This is a genomic window from Chloracidobacterium sp. (genome assembly GCA_025057975.1).
Lineage (GTDB): Bacteria > Acidobacteriota > Blastocatellia > Chloracidobacteriales > Chloracidobacteriaceae > Chloracidobacterium.
This window is the reverse complement of record JANWUV010000002.1, coordinates 133,926-158,342: the sequence shown is the minus strand read 5'-3', so window position 1 is coordinate 158,342 and position 24,417 is coordinate 133,926. Positions and strand designations below refer to the sequence as shown.

At 61.2% G+C, this 24,417-nt stretch carries 18 protein-coding genes and 1 pseudogene; 13 read left to right on the top strand and 6 right to left on the bottom strand.

What is annotated here, in order from left to right:
* Positions 1-6 precede the first annotated feature (6 nt).
* The 4 genes from NZ585_02380 (at position 7) to NZ585_02365 (ending at position 6,473) form a co-directional block, all read left to right on the top strand.
* Entirely contained in the window at positions 7-3,747 is a 3,741-nt protein-coding gene (locus NZ585_02380) for an AAA family ATPase (GenBank protein ID MCS7078884.1), read from the top strand.
* Positions 3,748-3,787: 40 nt separating this feature from the next.
* The gene (locus tag NZ585_02375) at positions 3,788-4,090 is read left to right on the top strand and encodes a hypothetical protein (GenBank protein MCS7078883.1); all 303 of its coding nucleotides are present in this window, start codon (positions 3,788-3,790) and stop codon (positions 4,088-4,090) included.
* Positions 4,087-5,097, top strand: a complete 1,011-nt coding sequence (locus NZ585_02370) for a KpsF/GutQ family sugar-phosphate isomerase (protein ID MCS7078882.1) — start codon at positions 4,087-4,089, stop codon at positions 5,095-5,097. The genes NZ585_02375 and NZ585_02370 overlap by 4 nt, the downstream gene beginning before the upstream one ends.
* A gap of 71 nt (positions 5,098-5,168) precedes the next feature.
* Positions 5,169-6,473, top strand: coding sequence for a UDP-glucose/GDP-mannose dehydrogenase family protein (locus tag NZ585_02365; GenBank protein MCS7078881.1), 1,305 nt, complete (start codon positions 5,169-5,171; stop codon positions 6,471-6,473).
* A gap of 144 nt (positions 6,474-6,617) precedes the next feature.
* On the opposite strand, the gene NZ585_02360 is transcribed toward NZ585_02365, so the two are convergent.
* Positions 6,618-9,932: a PDZ domain-containing protein gene (locus tag NZ585_02360; GenBank protein MCS7078880.1), complete on the bottom strand. Its 3,315-nt coding sequence runs from the start codon at positions 9,930-9,932 to the stop codon at positions 6,618-6,620.
* A 226-nt stretch (positions 9,933-10,158) separates the two neighbouring features.
* Between NZ585_02360 and NZ585_02355 the strand changes: the two genes are divergently transcribed.
* The 3 genes from NZ585_02355 (at position 10,159) to ndk (ending at position 12,756) form a co-directional block, all read left to right on the top strand.
* Complete coding sequence (locus tag NZ585_02355; GenBank protein MCS7078879.1) at positions 10,159-11,289, top strand: MlaD family protein; 1,131 nt, start codon at positions 10,159-10,161, stop codon at positions 11,287-11,289.
* Positions 11,290-11,351: 62 nt separating this feature from the next.
* Entirely contained in the window at positions 11,352-12,230 is an 879-nt protein-coding gene (gene sucD / locus NZ585_02350; protein MCS7078878.1) for a succinate--CoA ligase subunit alpha, read from the top strand.
* A gap of 106 nt (positions 12,231-12,336) precedes the next feature.
* The gene (gene ndk / locus NZ585_02345) at positions 12,337-12,756 is read left to right on the top strand and encodes a nucleoside-diphosphate kinase (GenBank protein MCS7078877.1); all 420 of its coding nucleotides are present in this window, start codon (positions 12,337-12,339) and stop codon (positions 12,754-12,756) included.
* A 144-nt stretch (positions 12,757-12,900) separates the two neighbouring features.
* Here the strand turns inward: ndk and guaB are convergent, their stop codons facing one another.
* Positions 12,901-14,379, bottom strand: coding sequence for an IMP dehydrogenase (guaB, locus tag NZ585_02340; GenBank protein ID MCS7078876.1), 1,479 nt, complete (start codon positions 14,377-14,379; stop codon positions 12,901-12,903).
* Positions 14,380-14,671: 292 nt separating this feature from the next.
* Here guaB and ffh point away from each other — a divergent pair, with 292 nt between their 5' ends.
* The 6 genes and pseudogenes from ffh (at position 14,672) to rplS (ending at position 18,548) form a co-directional block, all read left to right on the top strand.
* Entirely contained in the window at positions 14,672-16,162 is a 1,491-nt protein-coding gene (gene ffh, locus NZ585_02335; GenBank protein MCS7078875.1) for a signal recognition particle protein, read from the top strand.
* 80 nt (positions 16,163-16,242) lie between these two features.
* The gene (rpsP, locus tag NZ585_02330) at positions 16,243-16,515 is read left to right on the top strand and encodes a 30S ribosomal protein S16 (protein ID MCS7078874.1); all 273 of its coding nucleotides are present in this window, start codon (positions 16,243-16,245) and stop codon (positions 16,513-16,515) included.
* A gap of 49 nt (positions 16,516-16,564) precedes the next feature.
* On the top strand, positions 16,565-16,804 hold the full coding sequence (locus NZ585_02325; GenBank protein MCS7078873.1) for a KH domain-containing protein: 240 nt from the start codon (positions 16,565-16,567) through the stop codon (positions 16,802-16,804).
* Positions 16,801-17,355 (top strand): ribosome maturation factor RimM, encoded by a 555-nt coding sequence (gene rimM / locus NZ585_02320; GenBank protein ID MCS7078872.1) that lies wholly within the window; start codon positions 16,801-16,803, stop codon positions 17,353-17,355. The genes NZ585_02325 and rimM overlap by 4 nt, the downstream gene beginning before the upstream one ends.
* A gap of 64 nt (positions 17,356-17,419) precedes the next feature.
* On the top strand, positions 17,420-18,238 hold the full coding sequence (gene trmD / locus NZ585_02315; protein MCS7078871.1) for a tRNA (guanosine(37)-N1)-methyltransferase TrmD: 819 nt from the start codon (positions 17,420-17,422) through the stop codon (positions 18,236-18,238).
* Positions 18,210-18,548, top strand: a pseudogene (gene rplS, locus NZ585_02310) (50S ribosomal protein L19). Before trmD ends, rplS begins: the two are co-directional and overlap by 29 nt.
* A gap of 220 nt (positions 18,549-18,768) precedes the next feature.
* Here rplS and NZ585_02305 read toward each other — a convergent pair.
* The 4 genes from NZ585_02305 to NZ585_02290 all read right to left on the bottom strand — a co-directional run bounded on the left by NZ585_02305 (position 18,769) and on the right by NZ585_02290 (position 24,391).
* Positions 18,769-19,398 (bottom strand): histidine phosphatase family protein, encoded by a 630-nt coding sequence (locus NZ585_02305; protein MCS7078870.1) that lies wholly within the window; start codon positions 19,396-19,398, stop codon positions 18,769-18,771.
* 57 nt (positions 19,399-19,455) lie between these two features.
* Positions 19,456-21,447, bottom strand: a complete 1,992-nt coding sequence (gene uvrB, locus NZ585_02300; protein ID MCS7078869.1) for an excinuclease ABC subunit UvrB — start codon at positions 21,445-21,447, stop codon at positions 19,456-19,458.
* 67 nt (positions 21,448-21,514) lie between these two features.
* Positions 21,515-22,684, bottom strand: coding sequence for an acyl-CoA dehydrogenase family protein (locus NZ585_02295; protein ID MCS7078868.1), 1,170 nt, complete (start codon positions 22,682-22,684; stop codon positions 21,515-21,517).
* A gap of 57 nt (positions 22,685-22,741) precedes the next feature.
* Positions 22,742-24,391 (bottom strand): S41 family peptidase, encoded by a 1,650-nt coding sequence (locus NZ585_02290; GenBank protein MCS7078867.1) that lies wholly within the window; start codon positions 24,389-24,391, stop codon positions 22,742-22,744.
* Positions 24,392-24,417: the final 26 nt, after the last annotated feature.

The window sequence follows — 24,417 nt, the reverse complement described above, 5'->3', positions numbered from 1 at the left end:
GACGCTATGAAAATTCTCGCCATTCGCGGCCGCAATCTAGCCTCACTGACCGAATTTGATGTGTCGCTTGCCGACGGCCCGCTTGCCCAAGCCGGACTATTCGCCATTACAGGGCCGACCGGAGCGGGCAAAAGCACGCTGCTGGACGCCATGTGTTTGGCGCTCTACGGCCGTGTGCCGCGTGTCAAGGGCGAACGCGGCGGCTACCGCGTACCCGACGACGCAGACGCCTCGGAGGAGGATGGGCTGACCATCACTGACGTTCGTCACATCGTCCGACGCGGCGCAGCGGAAGCCTTTGCCGAAGTGGATTTCGTCGGCTACGACAACCGTTGCTGGCGGGCAAGGTGGAGTGTCCGGCGGGCGCGCGGCAAAGCGACAGGCAAGTTTCAGGATGTAAAGAGCGAGTTTTTTGACCTGACCAAAGGTGAATCAAAAACCGAGCATCAAAAAGAAGCGACTCGCGCCTTGATTGCCAACGAGGTCGGGCTGACCTACGAGCAGTTTTGTCGGTCGGTTCTGCTGGCGCAGGGTGACTTCGCCGCGTTTCTCAAAGCCAGCGCGGACGAACGAGCCCAAATCTTGGAAGCACTGACCAACACTCAGCTCTATGCCGATCTCTCCAAAGCCGCCCACGAGCGCGAGAAGTCCGAAAAGGCGAAACTCGCTGCGCTGGAAGCCGAAGCGGGTGGGCTTCAGCTGCTTTCTGACGATGAGCGGGCGGCGGCGCAGGCGGAAAAAGAAGCTCGTGAAGAACAACGCCGACGGCTCACAGATGAGCGGCAAACTTATGAAGCCGCGCGACAGTGGTGCGCGCGGCGGGACACGCTTGAGCGCGATCTCCGGGAGGCCAAAGCTGCGCACCAAGCCGCCGTGGAAGCGCGCCAGGAGGCTGACGGAGACGCTGCGTATCTGGCGCGAATCGAGCAGGCCGAAGGCTTGCGTCATCTTTCGGAACGCTGTCTTCGGGCGCGTGAGGCGTACGATGAGGCCGCCGCGCAGCAAGCCGCCGCTGTGGAGCGGCTTAGCGCCGCAGGCGAGGCGTTCGCTGAAGCGCAAAGTCAAGCACAGGAAGCTGAGGAACAATTACGCGCCATCCAAGCCGAGCGCGAAGCCAAGCAACCGGAATTTGAGCAGGCGCGCGCGCTTGACGTGCGGCTTGCCGAAGCCGCCAAGCGACACGCGGAGGTCGAGCGCCGCTGCGAAGAAGCCGCTCGGCGGGAACGGGACGCACATGCCAAGCTTGAAGAGGCCGTCCTTGAACGAGCTGAAGTTGACGAAGCCATCGGACGGGCCAACCAGTGGCTTGCCGCACAGGGGCATTTGGAAACACTGGTCAGACAATCGTCGCTGTGGGAGCGCGACATCCAGGCCTACGCCGCCGCCAGTCGGGAAATTGTTCGATTGTCGGACGAAGAAGCGCAACTAGGCGAAGCGATAGGGACGCTCACGGATGCGCTTGAGCAGGCGCGGCAGATCGTTCGGGAAGCGAACGTGCAACTGGAAGCAGCGACGGCGGCGCTCTCCTCTGCGACGCAGGTGTTTGAGGCGCTTCAGGCAGTGCGGTCGCCCGCGGCGCGACAGGAAACACGGCGTCAACTTGAGGAGCAGCAAAAGAGGCTGGAACGACTCAAGCGACTGTGGGAGGAAGCTGTCCAGGCGGAAGCCGACCGCGCCGCCGCTGAACGCGATGTCCGCGCCGCCCAAAACGCCCTTGCCCGGCTCAAGCAACAACACGCTGAACTAACCGGCGGTCGCAGGGCGCTTGAAGCGGAGAGGAACGCGCGCGAACAAGAACTGCGCTTGGCGCAAGCGACGGAAGAACTGGCTGCACGCCGCCCCGACCTGTTGTTCCCCGGAAAACCCTGCCCGTTGTGCGGCTCAACCGAGCACCCGGACGCTGACCAACCAGCCCCACCGAGCGAGTTGGTCGCCCGCCTCAAAAGTGAGCTTGACGCAGCGCAGCAGGCGCTTGCTGCGCGCGACGCCGAGCTCCGACAAGTTGAAAAACATATCGCCGCCGAGGAAACCAGCGCCAAGGCTGGGCAGGAACGTCTTGCCGCAGCCGAAGCCCGTCGGCAAAGCCAATGCGTACAGTGGGAGACGTTGCGCCCATCCGGCTTCCCGGCGTCGCCGCTCGACCCTCGTGCGCAGGCGAGCCTAGAAGCCGCTTTTGGGCGGCTCACCGCCGAAAAAGCCAAGCTTGACGAGGATGAAAACGCCTACGAAGCGGCGCGCAGCGAACGCGATGCGGCTCAAGACCGCGTCAACCAACTCAGCGCCCAAGCGCAGTCGGCGCAGGAAGCGTTGCAACGCCTCGAAGCCGAAAAACAACGCCTGGAAGGCGACTGGAGGCTTTGCCGAACCCGACGCGAGTCGCAAACGGCGCAACGTGAACAGGCGCTTCAGGCGCTTGAGCCGGCTTTTGCGTGGGAAGCCGAGTGGCGGGTGAAGCTGGATGCGGACGCCGACGCCTTCTTTGAATGGGCGCAGGCGCTTGTCAAAGCGTGGGAGGCCACGGAGCAAAGCCGGCAGGCCGCTTTGACGCGCCGCAGCGACATCGAACGCGACATCGCCGGCCGGCAGTCGGCGTACCACGCGGCTCAAACAACGCGCGAACAAGCTGAAGACGAACGCGCCGCCGTCGCCGCCGAACTTGAGCAACATCGCCGGTCACGCGCCGCGCTACTCGATGGAAAGCCGACGGCGGAAGTGGTCAAGGCGCTTGACGACGCGCTTCACGAAACCGACCGTCGGCTGGATGACGCGCGTCAAAAATTGACCGAAGCTGCGAGTCGCAAAGTCGCCGCCGAAACCGCTCTTAAGGCAGCCGAAGCGCAGTGCGCCATAGCTGCCCAAGAGGCCGCCGACGCGCGTATGGCGCTGGATGCGGCGCTCGCCGCTGCCGGCCTAGACGTTGAAGAACTGAATGCATTGTTGTCTGTTCCAGTTGCTGAACGACAGGCATTGAAAGCGCGCATCGAGGCGCTTGATCACGCCTGTGTCGCCGCCAAGGGCGCGCTTGAAAGCAAACAACGCGAGCTTGACGCGCACTTAGCGTCAAACCCACTGACCATGCTGCATGCCGATGTTGAATCCAGGCTTGCAGAACTGGATGTGCAAATCGCCGAAGCCAACAAGGCAATTGGCGCGCTTGCCGAACGGCTCCGGCAAGATGACGAACTCCGCCGCCGCGCTTTGGACCTAGCCGAAAAAATCAAAGCACAGCGCGCGACGTACGAAGTTTGGGCGAAACTCAATGACGTGATCGGCTCGGCGGACGGCAAGAAGTTTCGCCTGTTCGCTCAGAGCCTACGTTTCCAAACTTTGCTTGACCACGCCAACCACTATTTGCAGCAGCTTCGTCAGCGTTACCGGCTTGCGCCGGTTCGAGGGGCAGAGCTGGAGCTACAGGTCATTGACCACGCCATGGCTGACGCTGTTCGTCCCATCACCACGCTGTCGGGCGGCGAGACGTTTCTGATCTCACTCGCGCTCGCGCTGGGACTGTCGGCGATGTCCGCCAACAGAGTGGTGGTTGAGTCGCTGTTTATTGACGAAGGCTTCGGCACGCTCGATTCGCAATCGCTTGAAGTCGCCTTGGGGATGCTTGACCAGTTGCAGGCGACTGGCCGCCAGATTGGAGTGATTTCCCACATCCCAGAACTGACTGAGCGGATTGGCTACCGAGTTGAGGTTAGACCGAATGGACGCGGCGCCAGCCAAGTCTTTATCATCGGCGGCTAAATGACCACACTGAGCGCCGCCGTTTTCGAGGAGAACGCCGATGCTGACCCCGGAACAACAAGCCCAGTACAACGCCCTCCTGTTGAAGCAGTACAAGGGGACACTGACCGACGAAGAGCGCGCCTTCATGGAACAACTTCAGCTTTTGCGCGACGCCCCTGCTTCGTCGGCTGAAGTCGCGAATCTCAGTCCCGGATTGGCGCGAATGCTCGGCGAGCTTGACCGACTGGACACTGACTTGGGTGAAATGGCCGGCAAAGTCGGCGGACGCTACGCCCGCGCCGAAGCCATGATTGAGCTTGGCCGTCATGACGCGGACAAGGACAAGAAGGACAACGCATGACACATCTCGAACGTGGACGGCAGGTGCTGCGGGTTGAAGCGGAAGCCGTCGCGCGTCTGGTAGACCGCTTGAACGCCGACTTTGACCGCGCCGTGGAGATTATTCTTGCCGGACGTGGGCATGTCGTGACGCTGGGGATGGGCAAAAGCGGCTTCGTTGCGCGCAAGACCTCGGCGACGCTCGCCAGTCTAGGTACGCCGTCGTTTTTCCTGCATCCAGCGGAAGCCGCGCACGGCGACATTGGGCGCGTGACCGAAGAAGATGTGCTGCTCGTGTTTTCCCATAGTGGCGAGACGGACGAAATTGTTCGGCTGCTGCCTAGCTTTCGGCGGATGGCGTTGCCGCTCATCGCTGTCCTAGGGCGTGACGATTCGACGCTTGGACGCGCGGCGACGGCGGTTTTGCTCACGTGGGTGGACAGTGAAGCCTGTCCGCTCAACCTTGCTCCGACGGCTTCCACCACGGCGGCTATGGCGCTAGGGGATGCCCTGGCCGTCGCCGTCGGTGCGGCGCGTGGCTTTGCTCCCGAAGACTTCGCCGCCCGGCATCCCGGCGGCAAGCTTGGACGCGAACTGCTGCGGGTGCGCGATGTAATGCACGTCGGCGACGACGTACCCCGCGTCGCGCCGACGACGCTGATGCCGGACATCATCCACGAGATTTCGCGCAAGGGTTTCGGCATAACGACCGTCGTGGACGCTGAAGGGCGACTGGTCGGCGTGATTTCCGACGGCGACTTGCGACGCCTGATGGAGCATCAACCGGACGTGTTTTTGCAGTTGACGGCGACGCAGGCGCTGGCTGGACGCCGTTCCCGACATTCGCGACCACGTACGGCGCGCGCCGGCGACCGAGCGGTGGCGGCGCTGCGCGCGATGGAAGACCACCGGATTACGTCTTTGATCATCGTGGACGCCGCCGACCGCGTTGAGGGGATCGTGCATCTCCATGACCTCTGGGGCGTCCTGTCGCCTGTCCCACCCGTCGGTACGAACCAACCGGTTTGACAGCCTATCGGCGCTTTGCCAGAGTCGCAAAAAGCAGACCGCGCGACCTCGGCTAGAACGCAAACATCGCCATGCACATCGCTATCGTGGGTACAGGTTACGTGGGTCTCGTCACTGGGGCCTGCTTTGCGGAATTCGGCGTCCACGTCACCTGCGTGGACAAAGACGTCGCCAAAATCGCCATGTTGAAAGAGGGGCGCGTCCCGATTTACGAGCCGGGTCTTGACGTGCTGATTGCGAAAAACCGCCGCGCCGGCCGGATTCACTTCACAACCGACCTGAAAGCCGCCGTTCAGGGGGCGCTGGTGGTGTTTATTGCCGTTGGGACACCGCCTAACCCTGACGGCAGCCCCGACTTATCGCAGGTTGAGGCCGTCGCCGCGCAGATCGCCGAGGCGCTGGACGGCTATAAGGTTATCGTCACGAAAAGCACCGTCCCAACTGGGACAGGCCAGGCCATTCGGCGCGTAATGGAGGAACGGTGTCCGGCCGGAGCGAGTTTCAGCGTGGCGTCAAATCCCGAATTCCTGCGCGAAGGCGACGCCATCAACGATTTTATGCACCCGGAGCGCATCATCATCGGCTGTGAAGACCCGCAGGCGAACGCAATTTTACGCGACCTTTATGCACCACTGCTGCAAACGGGCGTCCCGCTCGTCGCCACGACAGTCGAGACTGCGGAACTCATCAAGTACGCCTCGAACGCCTTTCTGGCCGTCAAGATTTCCTTCATCAACGACATGGCGTTGTTGTGCGATCGGCTGGGCTGCGATGTCGTGGATGTCGCGCATGGGATGGGCCTAGACAGTCGCATTGGCAACAAGTTTTTGTCGCCGGGGCCAGGCTACGGCGGTTCATGTTTTCCCAAGGACACACAGGCGCTGGCGCATCTGGCGCGCAGCCACGGCCATGTGCTGCGGATTGTCGAAGCCGGCATTGCCGTCAACGCTGGCATGCACGACGCCATGCTGCACAAAATCAAAACGCTGCTGGGCGAGCCGTACCACGAAAAGGTCGCCGGGCTACTGGGATTGACGTTCAAGCCCGAAACGAGCGACCTGCGCGAATCGCCGGCGCTGGCGATTGCGAAGGGCGTACGGGCGTTGGGAGTGACGCTCCGAGCAAGCGATCCCGTCGCCATCCCCGAAGCCCAAGCGCTGCTGCCGGATGTGACGTTTTGTGAAGACCCCTATGAGACGGCCGCCGGCTGCGACCTACTCATCATCGCCACTGAGTGGAATCTCTACCGCAAGCTGGATTTGGAACGGCTTCATGCCGTGATGCGGACGCCGGCCATCGCCGACCTGCGCAACGTTTGCGATCCGGCGCAAGCCCGGCGCGCCGGATTTCGTTACCTTGGCGTCGGACGCAAGTAGCCATTGGAGCGCAGGCGTCCGCGCCTGCTTGCCATCCACTGACCGACAGGCGGAAGAGCCTTGGAGTACGAGCAAGTTGGAGTAGGGACAAGCTCGGAGTACGGGCAAGTTTTGGAGTACGGGCAAGATGCCCGTACTCCACGACTACTTCCGAGGGTGGTAGTTTGGATACGCTGGACGCTTCGGCTTCGCGGGCGGCGGATTCTTCGTCAGGGTTTCCATAGCGACCGCCACCGCCCGTTCAAGCTGGGTGTCGCGCCCGTTGCGCCACGCCTGCGGGTCAAGCTCAACTTCGATGTCCGGCGCAACGCCGTGATTTTCAATCTCCCACTTGCCTTCCGGCGAATAGAACGCAAAGTGCGGGGCCGTAACCGTCCCGCCGTCCATCAACGCCGGATAGCCACCGATGCCGACCAACCCGCCCCATGTCCGCTTGCCAACCAGTGGCCCGATGCCAAGTCGCCGGAACATCCACGGCATCAAATCGCCGCCCGAACCGGCGTACTCGTTGATAATCATAACTTTCGGCCCTGGCAGCGTCCCAAACGGCGTGCGGAAATCCTCACCGTCGCGTACCGCCCAGTAACTCAGCAGCGGCTTGCGCAGGTAGTCAATGATGTAGTCGGCCGCCTGTCCGCCGCCGTTGAACCGCTCGTCCACAACCGCCCCTTCCTTGTCGAGTTGCGAGAAGAAGTAACGGTTGAAGTTCGTGTAGCCGCCCGCCGCCGTATCCGGCAGCCAGAGGTAGGCCAGCCGCCCGCCGCTCAGTTCGGCGACGCGCCGCCGGTTGCCTTCAATCCACGCCAAATTGCGGAGACTTGACTCACTCGCCGTCGGCACGACCGTGACTGTCCGGGCGTTGGAACCGTCCGGCGTCGGGCTGACCTTCAAGACGATTTGCTTGTCGGCCGTCCCTTCAAAATACCGATGAATGTCCTCGGCCGCCGTCACTTCTTCGCCGTTGACGGCCAGAATGTAATCTCCGACGTTGACGTTGACGCCCGGCTGCGTCAGCGGCGCACGAAGCTGCGGGTTCCAGTTCTCGCCTTCGTAAATCTTGGCGATGCGGTAGCGGCCGTTCTCAACCGTGTAATCCGCGCCGAGCAGCCCGCCCGATACACGTCTGATTTCCGGCAAGTCGCCGCCGCGTACGTAGAGATGCCCGACGCTCAGTTCGCCAAGCATTTCCTCAAAGAGATAGTTCAAATCCGCCCGGTGCATAACGGCCTTGAGATACGGCTCGTATTTCCGCGCCGTCGCCTGCAAATCCAAGCCGTGGTACGTCGGGTCGTAGAAGAAGTCGCGCTCCAGCCGCCACACTTCGCGGTACATCTGCGCCCACTCCAAGCGCGGCTCGACCTTGACTTCCATTTCCTCCGTCCGCAGCTTGCCCTCACCCGGTTTGATGGGGGCGCTCAGGGAGGCGATGAACCAGTTTTGTCCCTGCTGGTAGAGACACTTCTCACCGTTCGCCGTCGGCTGGAAGCGGGCAACGCCTTCCAGAATTTTTTCAAGCTTCCGCTTCTCCACGTCGAACTTGTGCACGATGAGTCCCGCTGTGCTTGGCCCACCACCGGGTCCGCCGCCGCTAGACTCGTACAGGTACAACGTATTCGACTTCCCTACGTCAAAGCCGACAAAAGCGCGCGCTGGAATCGGCAGGGCGACGATGCGTTGGCTTAGCCCATCGAAGTCAATAACGACCTTCGGCGTTTCCTTGGGCTTGTCGCCCGGTCGTCCCGTCCCGCCGCCGGCCGCCGTGCCGTCACCGCTTTTTTTCTCTTCGCCCACCTTTTCGTCATCGCTTTCCGGGGCGGCGGGCGATGGGTCGGTTTTGCGCAGCACAGCGGCGTGTACCGACCGAACGGTGTCGTTGCGGTGCGCGTAGCTCGACATGTCAAAGCCGTTGAGCGCCGGGCCAATATTCGTACTGGAAAGCAGGTATAGGTACTTGCCGTTGCGGTCAAAGACCGCGCCGGTGATGTCGCTGGCGGCGTCAGTGATCTGTGTGACCTGCTTACTTTCGAGGCTGTAAACAAAGGCCGCGCTGTAGGCCGAACGCATCGGCTTCGTATAGGCGAGCCACTGGCTGTCGGGCGACCACGCCGGCGCGCGCAGCCGGAAGCCTGCGCCGCCGGTGCGCTGCGCCGTATCAAACTTGACGACCGTTCCGGTTTCTACATCGGCCAGCCAAAAGTTGAGCCGCTTGTCGGTGAAGGCAATTTTCTTGCTGTCTGGCGACCACGTGGGCGAGTAGTAAAACGACGGCTCCAGCTTGATTGTCTTGAGTTCGCCGACGCCGGTCTGCTCCCGCAGGTGCAGTTCATACTCTCCCGAAACATCGGAAAAATAGGCGACCCATTGACCGTCTGGTGACCAAGCCGGATTGCGTTCCGCCGCGCCCGGCGTCGCCGTCAGATTGCGAATCGTGCCCTTCTCCGCGGGGACGGTCAGAATCTCACCGCGCGCTTCAAACGCGACGCGCATGCCGGTCGGCGATACGGCGGCGTCCGTTATCCGCGTTCCAACCTTTTCGAAGCGTGGGCGGATACTGCTGATGTCGCCGTTGAGCGTGATGTTGACCGGCGCATGTTTGCCGGTTTTCACATCGAACACATGCAGGCCGCCAAACTGCTCGTACACAATCGCCTCGTCGCCGCCGACCGCCGCCGAAGCGGATTTGATGTCCAAGCCGTCATGTTTGAGCACCTGCGTTACTTTTTTGGTCGTCGGATCATAGGCGAAAAGCGTCACAGGGCCGTTGCGGTCGGAGAGGAAGTAGATTGTCTTCCCGATCCACATCGGATTGAAGTCGTTGGCGTCGGTGCGCGGAATTTTCGTCACACTTGAATCGGCCAGTTCGGCCACCCACAGGTACGACGCCCGCCCGCCGCGATAGCGTTTCCACGCTGCGAAGGCGCGCGGGAGGGGTTCATAGACCAGTTTGGACCCATCCGGCGAGAAACTGCCGTACGTGGCCATTGGCAACGGCAGCGGCTCGGCCGGGCCGCCGTTTTTATCCACGGTGAACAGGCGTTGCGTCCGTCCCGACTCGCTCAACCGGGCGCTTGCAAACAAGACGCGCCTGCCGTCCGGCGTCCAACCGACGACACGATCTACGTCGGGATGATAGGTCAGGCGCTGCGGGATGCCGCCCGTTGCTGGTACGACATAAACATCCGTATTGCCGTCATACTGCCCCGTGAAGGCAATCAGTCTTCCGTCAGGTGAAAAGATAGGGTCCGCCTCAACACCGGGATGGTTGGTGAGTTGAACGGCCTCACCGCCGCTTCGTGGGACGCGCCACAGGTCGCCGGCGAAGGCAAAGACGATGTGCGTACGGTTGGCGGTCGGCGTGCGTGCGAGCAACGGGCGGGTGGTTTCCTGCGCTTGGCTCAAAACGGTCATCACCGCCGCAAGCAGCAGGCCAAGCAGTAGGCAATGGAAACAGCGAAGCATACGTGTCATTGGAGTCTGGAGAAACGCGCGTACGTGCGGCGGGCTGGGGGCGGGTTCCGCCGCGCACCGGTTTACGCGCCGGTTTAATTTCAATCGCACGCAGCTATACCGCCTTTGGGGAAGCGTGTTCCAGAAAAGTTTTGTATGAGGTCGGCGGTTGCCTCACAGTCGTCCGGCGCACTATGCTCTGCGGCCGTACGGTTGACCCCAGCCTGGTGCCCGTCGCATGGCTTCCCGCCCGCCCGTTGGAGAAATCGCGCCGACCCGCAGCGCCGAACGATACGAGCCGGCCAAGCGACGCACGTTCTGGCTGGTGACGCTGGCGCTCGCAATCGTGGCGGCGGCGCTGGGGTGGCAGTCGTACCAAGCGCGCCACCGCTTCACGCTCTACGTGGTGTTTCACGACGTGGACGGATTGCGTCCCGGCGCGGAAGTACGGCTCTCCGGCGTCAAAGTCGGCGCGGTGCAGCGGCTCACGTTGTTGGATGCTCGCGGGCGTGTTGAAAATGACACTCCGCAGGTTCAGGTGGCGCTCGGTATTGACCGGCGGCTGACGGGCTTCAGCGTAACGCAGCTCATCCACCGGGACGCCGTCGCCGTCCTCAAGCGCGAAGGGACATTGGCTGACCGGATTGTGGACATCCTGCCGGGCAGCGCTGCCGCGCCGCCCGTTGCGGAGGGCGATTTCATTGCCGGACGAATCGAAGGCGATTCGCGTACCATTGCCCTGCGCAGTGCCGAAGTCAACGCCAATCTACTGGCGATGCGGGAGCGGCTTGTGGGGGTTCAGACTCGGCTTGAACGCGGTGAAGGCACGCTGGGTGCAGCACTCAAACGCCGTGAACTAGCCGACCAGCTTACCGCCTTGCAGGCCGAGCTAGGAGCACTTGAACAATCGCTTCGCACGGGGTCGGGTTTCGCTGCATCGGCGCGACGCCGCTTGCGCCCGCGCGTGGCCGCGCTTCAGACCGCCGCCGCCCAACTGCGCGTCAATCTGGAAGCTGGGCGCGGTGCGACAGGGAAGTTGCTAACCGACCCGAAGTGGCGTGAGCAGGCGACGCGGCTTCAAGCACGTTATAACCGTCTGGCGGAGCGCTTTGACGCACTGCGGCGGGCGTCCGAGCAAAGCGCCCTAGGACGGGCGGCAAAGGACGCCGCCTTCCGCCGAAAGTTGCAGGCGACGCGTGATGGCGCAGCGGCTGTCCGTGGACGATTGGAGCGCGCCGAAGGCACTGCCGGGAAATGGCTTCACGACGGACGCCTCCGGCGCGAACTGGCTGAATTCACGGCGGAACTAACGAAGACCATTTATGACGTACGGCTCTCGCCGTTCAAGTACATCCGACTCAAGTTTTGAGTCTTTCTCGCTCCGCCGCGCACGTCAACGGTCGGCGCGGCGGAAGGCTGACATCCGCGCTTATGAGTATCTTAGTCAACAAAGAAACTCGTCTTGTGGTGCAGGGCATCACCGGACGCGAAGGCACGTTTCACGCCCGACAAATGAAGGAATACGGCACGAAGATTGTGGCGGGCGTGACCCCCAACAAGGGGGGTACGACGCACGAGGGCGTTCCAGTGTTTGACACCGTTGCGCAGGCCGTCGCTGCCACCGGGGCCAACGCAAGCGTCATTTACGTCCCGCCCGCCTTTGGTGCGGACGCGATCATGGAGGCTGCTGAAGCAGGCGTGCCGTTGATTGTTTGCATCACAGAGGGCATCCCGACGGTGGACATGATGCGGGCTTTTGATTTCGTCAAAAAGCGGGGCGTTCGGCTGATTGGGCCGAACTGTCCGGGCGTCATCACGCCCGGCGAGTGTAAAGTTGGTATTATGCCCGCGCATATTCACCGTCCCGGACGAATTGGCGTCGTTTCCCGCAGCGGGACGCTGACGTATGAGGCGGTTTTTCAGCTCACACAACTTGGCCTTGGGCAATCCACCTGTGTCGGCATCGGCGGCGACCCGATCATCGGCCTGCGGTTCGTGGATGTCCTGCGCCTGTTTCAGGATGATCCTGACACGGACGCCGTGGTTATGATCGGCGAAATTGGTGGAACGGATGAGGAAATGGCCGCCGCGTTCGTCAAGCAGTCAATGACTAAGCCGGTGATTGGATTTGTCGCGGGACGTACCGCTCCTCCCGGCCGTCGGATGGGCCATGCCGGCGCCATTATCGCTGGCGGCAAAGGTACGGCGGCGGAAAAGATGGAGGCGATGCGCGCAGCCGGGATGCACGTAGTTGAGAGTCCGGCGGAGATTGGCGCAAAGGTCGCCGAGGTTATTGGGCGGATGGCGTAACAACCTCCAGCATCATTCGGCAGGTTGCTTGTTCCAGCGCCTAGGGATGGGCGTCGCCGGCCTGCGAACCCGTTTCATTCTTGCCTTTATGGAGTTAACTCAGACGATGTCACTTGAAATGACTCTAGCCATCATCAAGCCGGACGCTGTCCGCGCCGGCAACATTGGCAACATCATCCAACGCATTACCGACGCCGGCTTTCGGTTGCGCGGCCTGCGGATGATGCGCCTAACCCGTCCGCAGGCTGAAAGCTTTTACGCAGTTCACCGGGAGCGTCCATTCTTTGGCGAGTTGGTGGATTTTATGTGCTCCGGTCCCGTTGTCGTTATGGCGTTGGAAAAGGAAGACGCGGTGCGCGCTTGGCGCGACTTGATGGGGCCGACCAATGCGAAGGACGCGCCCAAGGGGACGATTCGAGGCGATTTCGGAACGGATGTCGGCGAAAACGCCGTTCATGGTTCGGACTCCCCAGAAAACGCCGTCTCAGAGATTGCGTTCTTCTTTGCAGCAAGTGAACTGCTGTAGCGCGCGACCGAGGAGGAAGCGCTGTCGAAGCAGCTTGGCGGCGGCGTGTGCGCCGACGACAGCAACCACTTACGCCCGCCCTACGAACCGTCGTCAATCCGGCGCAAACGGATGCGCCGGCTAGGCGCGGGACGTGACCGGCGGCTATGGCAGGCTTTCCAGCCGGTAGTTCGGCGCTTCCTTCGTGATAATAACATCGTGGACGTGGCTCTCACGCAGACCCGCCGCCGTGATTTTGACAAAGCGGGCGTTAGCTTTGAGTTCGGCGATTGTCCGGCAGCCGACGTAGCCCATTCCGGCGCGGACGCCGCCGACCAGTTGGGTTACCAGCGCTGCCAGCGACCCTTTGTAGGGCACTTTCCCCTCGATACCTTCCGGGACTAGCTTCGACTCAACGGTTTCTCCATCCTGCGCGTAGCGGTCGCGGCTCCCCTCCCTCATTGCAGCCAACGAACCCATCCCACGATAGGCTTTGAAGCTGCGGCCTTGGTAGAGAATCAGTTCACCGGGGCTTTCGTCCGTGCCAGCAAAGAGCGAACCGATCATGACGGAATCGGCGCCAGCCGCCAGCGCCTTTGTGATATCGCCTGAAAACTTGATGCCCCCGTCGCTGATAACTGGTATGTTTGCTTCTCGGGCCGCTTCGGCGCAGTCAAGAATGGCAGTCACCTGCGGAACACCGATGCCGGCCACGATGCGGGTCGTACAAATCGAGCCGGGACCAATGCCGACCTTGACACCGTCCACGCCGGCGGCGATCAGTTCGCGGGTTGCTTCACCGGTGGCGACATTGCCGGCGATGATATCCACGTCCGGGAAGCGGCGTTTGACTTCACGAACGGCGTTGAGCACGCGCGTCGAATGTCCATGCGCCGTATCAATCACAAGGGCGTCCACATGGGCAGCGACCAGTTCGGCCGCCCGTTCCAGATAGTCGCCGGTTGCGCCGATGGCGGCGGCAGTGCGTAGCCGTCCCAGATCGTCCTTAGTAGCGTTTGGGTAGCGAATCGCCTTTTGGATGTCCTTGACCGTGATAAGGCCCTTGAGGCGGAACTCTTCATCCACTACGAGAAGCTTTTCAACGCGGTGCTTTTGCAGAATGCCGCGCGCTTCCTGCAAGGTCGTCCCAACCGGAACGGTGATGAGGTTGTCCTTGGTCATGACCTCTCCAATCGGCAGTTCCAAGCGCGTCTCAAAACGTAAGTCGCGGTTGGTGAGGATGCCGACGAGCCGCCCGTCTTCCGGGCGGACAACCGGGACGCCGGAAATGTGAAAGCGCGCCATAATCGCCAGCGCCTCGGAAATCGGACGGTCGGGCGTCATCGTGACCGGGTCGACAATCATCCCGCTTTCCGAACGTTTAACCTTGTCCACTTCACTGCGTTGCGCCTCGATGGACATATTTCTGTGGATGACGCCAATGCCGCCCTGCTGGGCGAGCGCGATAGCCATCGCCGCTTCGGTAACGGTATCCATGGCGGCGCTGACGACCGGAATGTTCAGGCGAATGCGCCGTGAAAACCGCGTTGTCGTATCGGTCTCCGCTGGCAGGACATCGCTCTTGGCAGGCACAAGGAGAACATCGTCAAAAGTGAGGGCTTCCTGAATTTCGTAACGGTTCATAGCGATTGGCTTTCCACGCGAAACAAACAGGCGACAGGCGCCAAGGGCAACGCAACACGGGCGGCGGCTGAATTATGCCGTCATCCTAAGCGTTCGCCGGTGTGAGGACAAGCCGACGGTCGCAACGAGACGCCTCACTCAGAAGAAGTTCCGCAGGTTTCCTCGTTGATTTTACCCAAGCTTGACGCTTGTAACGCTCATGGCTATGCTCATTGCTTTCCTTTGTGGAAGCATCGGCCCTCATCGGCTTCGTCGGCTTGTAAGTGAACCGGTCAAATGCAGGAGGATCGCCATGTTTGAGGCGCTTTCGGAAAAACTGAAAAAAACGCTCAAGACGCTGCGCGGCGAGAGCAAACTCACGGAAGCGCACATCAATGCCGCGATGAGCGACATTCGTATCGCCCTCCTGGAAGCCGATGTCAACTATGGCGTCGTCAAGCAGTTCGTAGAGCGCGTCAAGGAAAAGGCTATTGGGCAGGAAGTCTGGCTGGCGCTCTCACCCGAACAGCAAGTGCTCAAGATCGTTTTTGATGAAATGGTCGCCCTGCTGGGCGGCGATGCGGCGGACCTTGCCTTCACCGCCCAGAACCCCAATGTCATTCTCATGGTCGGTTTGCAAGGGTCAGGCAAAACGACCTCGACTGGTAAGATCGCCCGTTTTCTGGCGCAGCAGCGCAAGCGTCATCCGCTGTTGGTCTCGGTGGACGTGTACCGTCCGGCGGCGCGCGAACAACTCGCTGTGATCGGTCAGGCGATTGGCGTCCCGGTATATGAGGATGCGACGACAAACGACCCGCTGGCGCTGGCGCGCGCCGCCTACCGCGACGCTCAGTTGCGCGGCTTTGATACGTTGCTGGTGGATACAGCAGGCCGGCTGCACATTGACGACGAACTGATGACTGAGTTGGCGCAGCTCAAGGCTGAACTCAACCCTGTTGAGACGCTGTTTGTCGCCGACGCCATGATTGGGCAGGACGCCGTACGGAGCGCGACTGAGTTTCACCAGCGCATCGGGCTGACCGGCGTCGTGCTGTCGAAGATGGATGGCGATACACGCGGCGGGGCGGCGCTTTCCATCCGCAGCGTCATTGGCTGCCCGGTGAAGTTTGTCGGCGTCGGCGAAAAGTATGACGCCTTAGAGCCGTTTTATCCTGACCGCATCGCTCGGCGCATCCTCGGTATGGGCGATGTGTTGTCGCTGATTGAGCAGGTGCAGCGGCAGGTAGACGAAGCGGAGGCGCTACGCCTACAGCAGCGCATGTTGGAAAATCGCTTCACCTTGGAAGACTACCGTGCGCAACTGCGGCAAGTGAGTAAACTCGGTTCACTCGATAAGTTGCTGGGAATGTTGCCGGACGGCTTGCTCGGCGGTCTCAATCTGCGTCTGACGCCACAGCAAGCCCAAATGATGCAGCAGAAGCTCAAGGAAACCGAGGCTATCATCAACTCGATGACGAAACAGGAACGGGAGGACTACACGCTGCTGGCGAACAGCAAATCACGCCGTCGGCGAGTCGCCAAAGGCAGCGGCACGACCGTCAGTAAAGTTGAAGAGCTACTCAAAGAGTTTGCGATGATGCGCCGCATGATGCAGGAAATGACACGCGGCGGGCTGTTTGGCGGCTTGGGTGGGCTTTTTGGCGGTGGGTTAGGTGGCGGTGGAGCTCTCGGCGGTTTGCGTCCAGCCGCCTTGCGCGGTGGTTTTGCGCCCGGTGGTGGGTTGAGTGGCGGCAAACGCAGTAAGCAGCATACTCCGCCAAAAAAGAAGAAAAAACGCAGATAACCTGCATCCAGCGAAGAGGGGTAACTGTTTGGGACAAAAACGGAAGGTTAACTTTTCCAACCTGTGGAGGAAAAACAGCCGTGCTTTCCATTCGTCTGACGCGCCGTGGTAAACGTCGGCGTCCGTTTTATCGCATTGTCGTCGCCGAGAAACGCTCGAAGCGCGACGGCGGCTTTATTGAGATTCTTGGCTATCGCAATCCACTAACTGATCCTGAAGAGTTGGTCATCAAGCTGGATCGGGTGGATTACTGGCTCAAGTGCGGCGCGCAGCCGTCCGACACGGTTCGGGCATTGATTGCGCGCGCGCGCCGGGAAGCTGAGGCGGCCGCTTCGGCCGCATCCAAGTCGTAACAGCGGCGCTCGCCGGAGCGGCGAGAGCGACGCAGTGAGGACGGCGGCAATGGCGGACCCGGTGCGTTTGGTGGAGCATATGGCGCGCGCGTTGGTGGACAACCCCGAAGCAGTGTCAGCGGTGGCCGAAATGCGCGGGCAGACCTTGGAAATCAGGCTGACGGTTGCACCCCAAGATGTCGGGAAAATCATTGGCCGCCATGGCCGAACAATCACAGCGATGCGTAGCGTGTTGTCCGCCATCGGCAGCGCCCCGGCGCGGCGTGTGACGCTGGAGGTAGAGGAATGAGCGCGCCGAGAGGAACGTCGCCGCAACCCAACGAAGCATGGGTGACGATTGCGACCATCCGGCGTCCGCGTGGGTTGCGCGGCGAGGTGGTAGCGACTTCGCTAAGCGATTATCCGGAACGTTTTGCGCCCGGCGTGGCAGTCTGGCTACGCCCACCGCAGGGGACTGAGCGGGCGGCGGTAATTGAGTCGGCTTGGTTTCACAAAACTAAGCTTATTCTGAAGTTCGTCGGCCTCGACCACATCAGTCAAGTCGAGCCGTTAGCGGGTTACCGGGTCTGCGTACCGCTGTCGGCGCGCGTCACACCGCCGCCGGACGAGTTCTTTTACGACGAACTGATCGGCTGCCGTGTCGAGTTGGCGCACGGCGAATTGGTGGGGACAGTAACGGATTTTGCACCGTACGCAGGCGGTTTGCTGGTTGTAGAGCAAGCGCATCCAAACGGGCGGCGGCGGGAATACCTCATTCCGTTTGTCCGTGCCATCTGCACGGAAGTGGACGTAGTCGCCAAGCGCATTCGGATTGCGCCCCCGGAGGGGCTGCTGGATTGATAGCGAAGAGAGGGGTGACCGTCATCCGGCGCTTCGGCCGACGCCGACGGCGGTAGAGTAAGCCATGCGGTTCGACGTACTCACCATTTTCCCGGCGTTTTTCGACGGTTTCCTAACGCATGGCATTGTGCGCCGTGCGCTCGAACGTGGCCAAGTCGCTATTGGGATTCACAACCTACGCGATTGGACGTACGACCGCCATCAGGTTGTGGATGACCGACCGTACGGCGGAGAAGACGGCATGGTACTTAAGCCGGAGCCAATTGTTCGGGCGGTGGAGGCGCTGACCCATGGCCAGGCCGATCCAGCGATTATCCTACTGTCGCCCCAAGGACGGCGTTTTGATCAGGCGGCGGCGCTGCGCCTGAGCCAGCGTACGCAGGTGGTGTTAATTTGCGGGCGTTACGAAGGCGTGGATGAGCGTATCGCCGAGCATGTGGCGACGGAGGAGCTTTCAATTGGGGATTATGTTCTAAGCGGCGGCGAACCGGCGGCGATGGTGGTGATGGATGCCGTCATCCGGCTTGTCCCAGAAGTGCTGGGTAGTCCGACTTCGGCGCGGCATGAGTCGTTTCAGACCGGACGGCTTGACTATCCAGTATACACCCGTCCGGCGACCTATCGTGGTTGGTCTGTCCCTGCCGAACTACTCACCGGCAACCATGCGGAAGTTGAACTGTGGCGACGGCGGGCGGCGTTGCGAAAAACACTCCGTTACCGTCCCGACCTCTTAACTGACCCGACGCGGCTGGACGACACCGACCGGCGGTTGCTGACGGAGCTGCTGTCTGCGTCGGCGACGCCGCCGGCGCGTCAAGCCCCATCAATCTTAGCGTGCGAGGAAACCAGAGACCATGATCAAGCCCGAACTGCAGGCTGTTGAGCAAGCTTACCTGCGTGAACATCCATCATTCGGTCCCGGCGATACAGTGCGTGTCCATGTCAAGATCAAGGAAGGTGAAAAGGAGCGGATTCAGGTTTTTGAAGGCATTGTGATTGCTCGCAAGCATGGCGGCGTCCGCGAAACCTTCACGGTGCGCAAGGTGAGTTTTGGGGTTGGAGTCGAGCGCATTTTCCCACTGCATTCACCTAGCATTGACAAAATTGAGGTGGTGCGTCGTGGGCGCGTCCGCCGCGCCAAGCTGTACTATCTGCGCAAGTTGCGCGGTAAAGCGGCGCGCATCCGTGAACTGGACACGCGGCTGAAGGGAGCGGCATCGCTAGCTGCGACAGCAGAAAAGGGTTCAGCGGATTTGCCGGTAGGAGAAACGTCGCCGACTGAAAGCGCGCCGCCGCCGGTTGAGTAACGTGCGCCGTTTTTTTTTAGAGAAGGCATAGGCCGTACCGCCGAGTGCGCCATCACCGGAGACATGGACGCCTGCCAGGGGACGGTTTTCTTGGCCGTTCCTGAAACTACTGGAGCACAAGCCTGACGCCGGTCGTCTCCTCGTACGGGATATGCTCAATCCGCCATGGTGAACCGGCGGCGTCCTGCGTACAAAGCAGGGCGTCTCCATAGGCAATTTTGACCATCAGGGTCGCGTGCGGGTCACAGCCGGTCATCCACTGCACCAGCGCCCGCATTGTGCCGCTGTGAATGACCAGCAGTGTCGTCGTCCCCGCCCAGCGGCGCAGCCAGTTTTCCACCCACGGCGTCACCCGCGCCCGTACGTCGGCGAAACACTCACCATCCGGGAAGTGAACTGTCGCCGGGGATGAAACCCACGCCCGCGCCGTCGCCGGGTAGCGCGCTTCGACTTCGCTGAACGTCAGCCCTTCCAACGCGCCGAAATGAATCTCACGCAACGCGGCGTACGGTTGCACCACCAGCGCCCGTGGCTTCGCAAAGTAGCGGGCGCTTTCCATCGTCCGCGTAAAGTCGCTCGTCGCAACCGCCGCCAATGCCACCTGCCGGAGCTTCGCCGCGCACCGGCGCATCTGCTCATGACCTTCCGCATGCAACGGCACATCCCGCCAGCCGTAGCACCGCTGTTCGGGATTGTCCGTTTTGCCGTGCCGCACAAGCCACAAACGAGTAGGCATCAAACAGCGCAAAACGAGCGCGGTGCAACGCTCGCCCGAAGCGGGCAACGCCTCGGTTCAGGCGAACACTTGCCGCGACTTCAAGTACTTGATCTTGTCGCGCAGCGCCGCCGCCTTTTCAAACTCAAGCGCCTTGGCCGCCGCGCGCATCTCCGCTTCCAGTTGCGCAATGGTGGCTTCCAAACGCTCCGGCGCATACGCCTCGAACTGCTCCAGATCTAGCGTCGTCTTGAAATAAGCCGCCTCGTGCGCCGTCACCAGCGTCGCTTCAACAGGCTTGACGATGCTGCGCGGCGTGACGCCGTGTTCGAGGTTGTACGCCTGCTGAACGCGGCGGCGGTACGCCGTCACATCCATCGCCTTGCGCATTGAGTCGGTCACACGGTCGGCGTAGAGGATCGCCTTACCGTTCACATGCCGCGCGGCGCGTCCAATGATCTGAATAAGCGAGGCTTCACTGCGCAGAAAGCCTTCCTTGTCGGCGTCGAGGATCGCCACCAACGACACTTCTGGTAAATCCATCCCTTCGCGTAGCAGGTTGACGCCTACCAATACGTCGAAATCGCCCCGGCGTAGGTCGCGGATGATCTTGACGCGGTCGAGCGTTTCAATGTCGGCGTGCAGGTAGCGGACGTTGACGCCGACCTCGGCGTAGTAGTCCGTCAAATCCTCGGCCATCTTTTTTGTCAGCGTCAGCACCAGCGCCCGTTCGCCCCGCGCCTTACACTGTCGAATCTCGCCTAACAGGTCGTCAATCTGTCCGCGTACTGGACGAACGCTGATGACCGGATCGAGCAGACCTGTTGGACGAATAATTTGCTCAACGACTTCTCCCCCGGTACAGGCCAACTCGTATGGCCCCGGCGTCGCCGACACAAACAGCACCTGTCCGACGCGCTGTTCCCACTCGGCGAAGTTCAGCGGACGATTGTCCAATGCGCTGGGCAACCGGAAACCGAAATCCACTAGGGTTTGCTTGCGCGAACGGTCGCCGGCATACATGCCGCGTACCTGCGGCACGGTCTGGTGGCTTTCGTCCACGACAATGAGCGTATCATCCGGCAGATAGTCAAACAGCGTCGGCGGAGGCTCGCCCGGCCGTCGCCCCGTCAAATGCCGTGAATAGTTCTCAATGCCGCGACAGAAACCCAGCTCCCGCATCATTTCCAGGTCGTAGGTTGTTCGCTGGCGCAGGCGCTGCGCTTCAACGGTCTTACCCTGCGCCAGCAGCACTGCCTCCCACTCATCCAACTCCCGCTGGATGGTCTCGATCGCCCGCTGGACAATATGTTTCGGCGTAACGTAATGCGACTTGGGATAAATGGGGTACTTGTGCGTAATCCGCTCAATCGTTTCGCCCAGCAGGGGGTCAAACAGCTCCAGCGCGTCAATTTCGTCGCCCCAGAAGGAAATCCGCAGCGCCTGCTCGGCGTAGCTCGGATGCACTTCCACCGTATCGCCTCGGACGCGAAACGTCCCGCGCGCAAAGTCTTCGTCGTCACGGTCATACTGCAACTCGACCAACCGCTCGATGAGCTTGTTGCGGCGGATCGTCTGGCCCGGTTCGACGAAACAGATCATACCGAAGTAAGCGTCAGGATCGCCGATGCCGTAAATGCAGGACACCGACGCGACGATAATGAAGTCGCGCCGCTCAAAAGCCGCCCGCGTCGCCGACAACCGCAGCCGGTCTATCTCGTCGTTGATGGTGGCTTCCTTCTCGATGTAGGTGTCGGTCGCTGGAACATAAGCCTCCGGCTGGTAGTAGTCGTAGTAACTGACAAAGTACTCGACTGCATTGTGTGGGAAAAAGCTCTTGAACTCTTGGTAAAGCTGCGCGGCGAGCGTCTTGTTGTGCGCCATGACGAGCGCCGGGCGCTGAAGCCGGGCAATGACGTTGGCAACGGTGAAGGTTTTGCCCGACCCGGTGACGCCGAGCAAAATTTGGTGTTTGGCGCCGTTTTGGAAGTTTTTGACCAGTGTTTCAATCGCCGCCGGCTGGTCGCCGCAGGGCGCGTAGGGTGCAACAAGTTCAAACGGCATGATCAAAGCTCGCGCCGAGGCGCAATGACGCCGGAGATGCGGCGCAAATTCAGCGTTTCTATGCGGAGCTTGGCTACTTGAAAGCTTGAATGCCGGTGACTTCTGCGCCGATAATCAGCGTGTGGATATCGTGCGTGCCCTCGTAGGTCAACACCGATTCAAGATTGTTCATGTGCCGCATGACGGGATATTCGGCGCTGATGCCATTTGCGCCAAGAATCGTCCGCGCTTCACGGGCGACTCCCAGCGCCATCGCCACATTGTTGCGCTTGGCCATGGAAATCTGCGCTGGCGTGACCTTTCCGGCGTCCTTGAGCTTGCCGACATGATAGGCCAATAGCTGCGCCTTTGAGATTTCTGTGATCATATCCGCCAGCTTGCGCTGTGTCAGCTGAAAGGCCGCAATGGGCTTGCCGAACTGAATCCGTGACAGCGAATACTCTAGCGCCGTCGTGTAGGTCGCCATGGCCGACCCCACCGCACCCCACGCAATGCCGTACCGCGCTTGATTGAGGCACGACAGCGGGCCGCGCAATCCTTCCACGTTCGGCAAAATGTTTTCTTCCGGGATTTCACAGTCTTGGAAGATCAGTTCCGACGTAATCGAGGCCCGCAGCGAGTGTTTCCTTTTGATTTCCGGCGCGCTGAAACCGGGCGTTCCTTTCTCGACCAAAAAGCCGCGAATACTACGGGCGTCCGCGCCGGTTTTGGCCCAGACAACAGCCACGTCGGCGATAGAGCCATTAGTAATCCACATCTTCGCGCCGTTGAGCTTCCAACCGTACTTTGTCCGCTCGGCGCGCGTCACCATATCAGCCGGGTTTGAGCCGTAATCCGGCTCGGTCAAACCAAAACAGCCGATTTTCTCGCCCTTCGCCAGCGCCGGCAGCCATTTGCGCTTCTGCTCCTCCGTGCCGTACATATAAATCGGGTACATCACCAGCGAACTTTGCACCGAGGCGAAGCTCCGCACTCCTGAATCGCCCCCTTCCAGTTCCTGCATGATGAGGCCGTAAGCGATATTGTTGAGGCCGGCGCAGCCGTAGGTTTCCGGCAAAGTACAGCCGTAAAAGCCAAGTTCCCCCATTGGCTTGATGAGTTCAGTCGGGTAGACGCCGCGCTCGTAGCAGTCTTCTATCACCGGCAACACGCGCTCACGGACGAACTGTCGGGCAACCTCCCGAATCTGTATCTCTTCCGGAGCCAGCAAACTGTCGAAATTCAAGAAATCCGTTTGAGGCATAACGAGGGATAACTCCTTCCAAAACATTGCGCCGCCGGGCGAAGAACACGCAGGCGGTCACTCACGGCGCTGTCCGGCGGCCAACCAAGCGCGCTGCGCCAACTCCACCGCCTGTGGGACAGCCTCAATCGCACGCAGAAGCTGTGGATCGGCGGTCAGTTGGAGGCGAAAACCAGCCTCCGTACCGTAGGCGGCCGTCACCAAGTGTTGCCGGATTTGGCGTTTTGTAAACTCCAAGTTGGGTATCACGGCGCTTTCAAGCCCAGCAAACCGGGCGTCGTTTTTGAGAAACTCACGAAACGCCGCCGTCACCTTGTCTGTGATTGGGAAATCGCTGTCGCGCAACTGACGGTGGTGCTCGGTGCGTTCAATGCGGTAGTTCACCAGTCCCGGCACGAGTCCGGCGGCCAAATGCCGGGCGAATTCAAAAGCCGCGTCAGAGAGCTTCGATTGAACGGCGGTGAAGCTCTCCGATTTCACGATGATGTCGGGAGTAATGCCGCCGCCGCCGTAAACCGTCCGCCCCATATCGGTCGCCGTTGCTTCACCAACCGGCGCGGACTCGGCGGACTGGTGCGTGTAGTAGGCGTAAAGCAAACCACCGGCGTAAGAGCGCTGAATGCAGCGCCCGCTGGGCGTGTAGTACTTCGCCGTTGTCAGAGTGAGACCAGCCCCGAAGGGCAGTTCAAACACACGCTGCACAAGCCCCTTGCCAAAGCTCGGTTCACCGACAATGAGGGCGCGATCATGGTCCTGCAACGCGCCAGAGACAATCTCCGAAGCCGAAGCCGAGTGACGATCAATGAGCACGACCAGCGGCTTTTCAAACGGAGCCGTGTTTTTGGCGCGGTATTCCCGCGCTTCTTCGCCGCCGTGGCCGGCGCGGCCCCGGACGGCGACAATTTTTTGGTCGCGCCGCAGAAACATGTCAGCCACGCTGACCGCCTGCGGCAGCAAGCCGCCAGGATTGCCGCGCAGGTCGAGAATCAGGGACTGCATCCCCTGCGCCGTCAGCTCGTTCATAGCGCGGCGCAGTTCGTCTTCCGTCGTTGTGTTGAAGCCGCCCGACAGCGCAATGTAGCCGATGCCGGGACGCACCATAAACGCCGTCCGAATCGAAGGCAGTGGTACGGCGTCCCGGACCATTGAAAAGGTCAGGGGTTTCGGGACGCCTAATCGCTCAACGGTGATTGAGACCGGCTCGCCACGTTCGCCGCGCACCTTTTCAAGCACTTGACGGGTCGTCCACTCCACGGCGACTTCATCATTGACCTTGAGGATGGCGTCGCCGGCGCGCAGACCGGCTTTCGCCGCTGGCGTGTTCGGGATGGTGGCGAGGACGTACACCCGGTCATTCCGCCGCGCAATCGAGACGCCGATGCCGTAGAAACGGCTGTGCTGCTCCGTACGCATCTCCTGAAACTCTTTGCTGTCGAAGAAGTTCGAGTGCGGATCCAGTACATGGAGCATGCCCTGAATGGCGGCTTTCGTCAGCGCTTCCGGCGATGTCGGCGCGACGTAGTGCGCCATGACCACCTCCTGCGCCTCGCGCATCAGCCGCTCCAGTTCAGCGCGCTGCTGGTGTTCCGGCGGCCCAACCTGATGGCCTCGGCCCGCCGAACTGAAACGCATTGTCAGTCCGCCGCCAACGGCGGAGACAACCATGAGCAGCAGCGCGAAGCGCGCAAAGTAACGATTCAACAGCATGGGCGTCGTAGGGGCCGGTTGGTCCG

Excerpts from the sequence above, each read along its gene's own strand:
- NZ585_02380 (MCS7078884.1), top strand. The coding sequence starts at position 7 with ATGAAAATTCTCGCCATTCGCGGCCGCAATCTAGCCTCACTGACCGAA.
- NZ585_02375 (MCS7078883.1), top strand. The coding sequence starts at position 3,788 with ATGCTGACCCCGGAACAACAAGCCCAGTACAACGCCCTCCTGTTGAAG.
- NZ585_02370 (MCS7078882.1), top strand. The coding sequence starts at position 4,087 with ATGACACATCTCGAACGTGGACGGCAGGTGCTGCGGGTTGAAGCGGAA.
- NZ585_02365 (MCS7078881.1), top strand. The coding sequence starts at position 5,169 with ATGCACATCGCTATCGTGGGTACAGGTTACGTGGGTCTCGTCACTGGG.
- NZ585_02360 (MCS7078880.1), bottom strand. The coding sequence starts at position 9,932 with ATGCTTCGCTGTTTCCATTGCCTACTGCTTGGCCTGCTGCTTGCGGCG.
- NZ585_02355 (MCS7078879.1), top strand. The coding sequence starts at position 10,159 with ATGGCTTCCCGCCCGCCCGTTGGAGAAATCGCGCCGACCCGCAGCGCC.
- sucD (MCS7078878.1), top strand. The coding sequence starts at position 11,352 with ATGAGTATCTTAGTCAACAAAGAAACTCGTCTTGTGGTGCAGGGCATC.
- ndk (MCS7078877.1), top strand. The coding sequence starts at position 12,337 with ATGTCACTTGAAATGACTCTAGCCATCATCAAGCCGGACGCTGTCCGC.
- guaB (MCS7078876.1), bottom strand. The coding sequence starts at position 14,379 with ATGAACCGTTACGAAATTCAGGAAGCCCTCACTTTTGACGATGTTCTC.
- ffh (MCS7078875.1), top strand. The coding sequence starts at position 14,672 with ATGTTTGAGGCGCTTTCGGAAAAACTGAAAAAAACGCTCAAGACGCTG.
- NZ585_02325 (MCS7078873.1), top strand. The coding sequence starts at position 16,565 with ATGGCGGACCCGGTGCGTTTGGTGGAGCATATGGCGCGCGCGTTGGTG.
- rimM (MCS7078872.1), top strand. The coding sequence starts at position 16,801 with ATGAGCGCGCCGAGAGGAACGTCGCCGCAACCCAACGAAGCATGGGTG.
- trmD (MCS7078871.1), top strand. The coding sequence starts at position 17,420 with ATGCGGTTCGACGTACTCACCATTTTCCCGGCGTTTTTCGACGGTTTC.
- NZ585_02305 (MCS7078870.1), bottom strand. The coding sequence starts at position 19,398 with ATGCCTACTCGTTTGTGGCTTGTGCGGCACGGCAAAACGGACAATCCC.
- NZ585_02295 (MCS7078868.1), bottom strand. The coding sequence starts at position 22,684 with ATGCCTCAAACGGATTTCTTGAATTTCGACAGTTTGCTGGCTCCGGAA.
- NZ585_02290 (MCS7078867.1), bottom strand. The coding sequence starts at position 24,391 with ATGCTGTTGAATCGTTACTTTGCGCGCTTCGCGCTGCTGCTCATGGTT.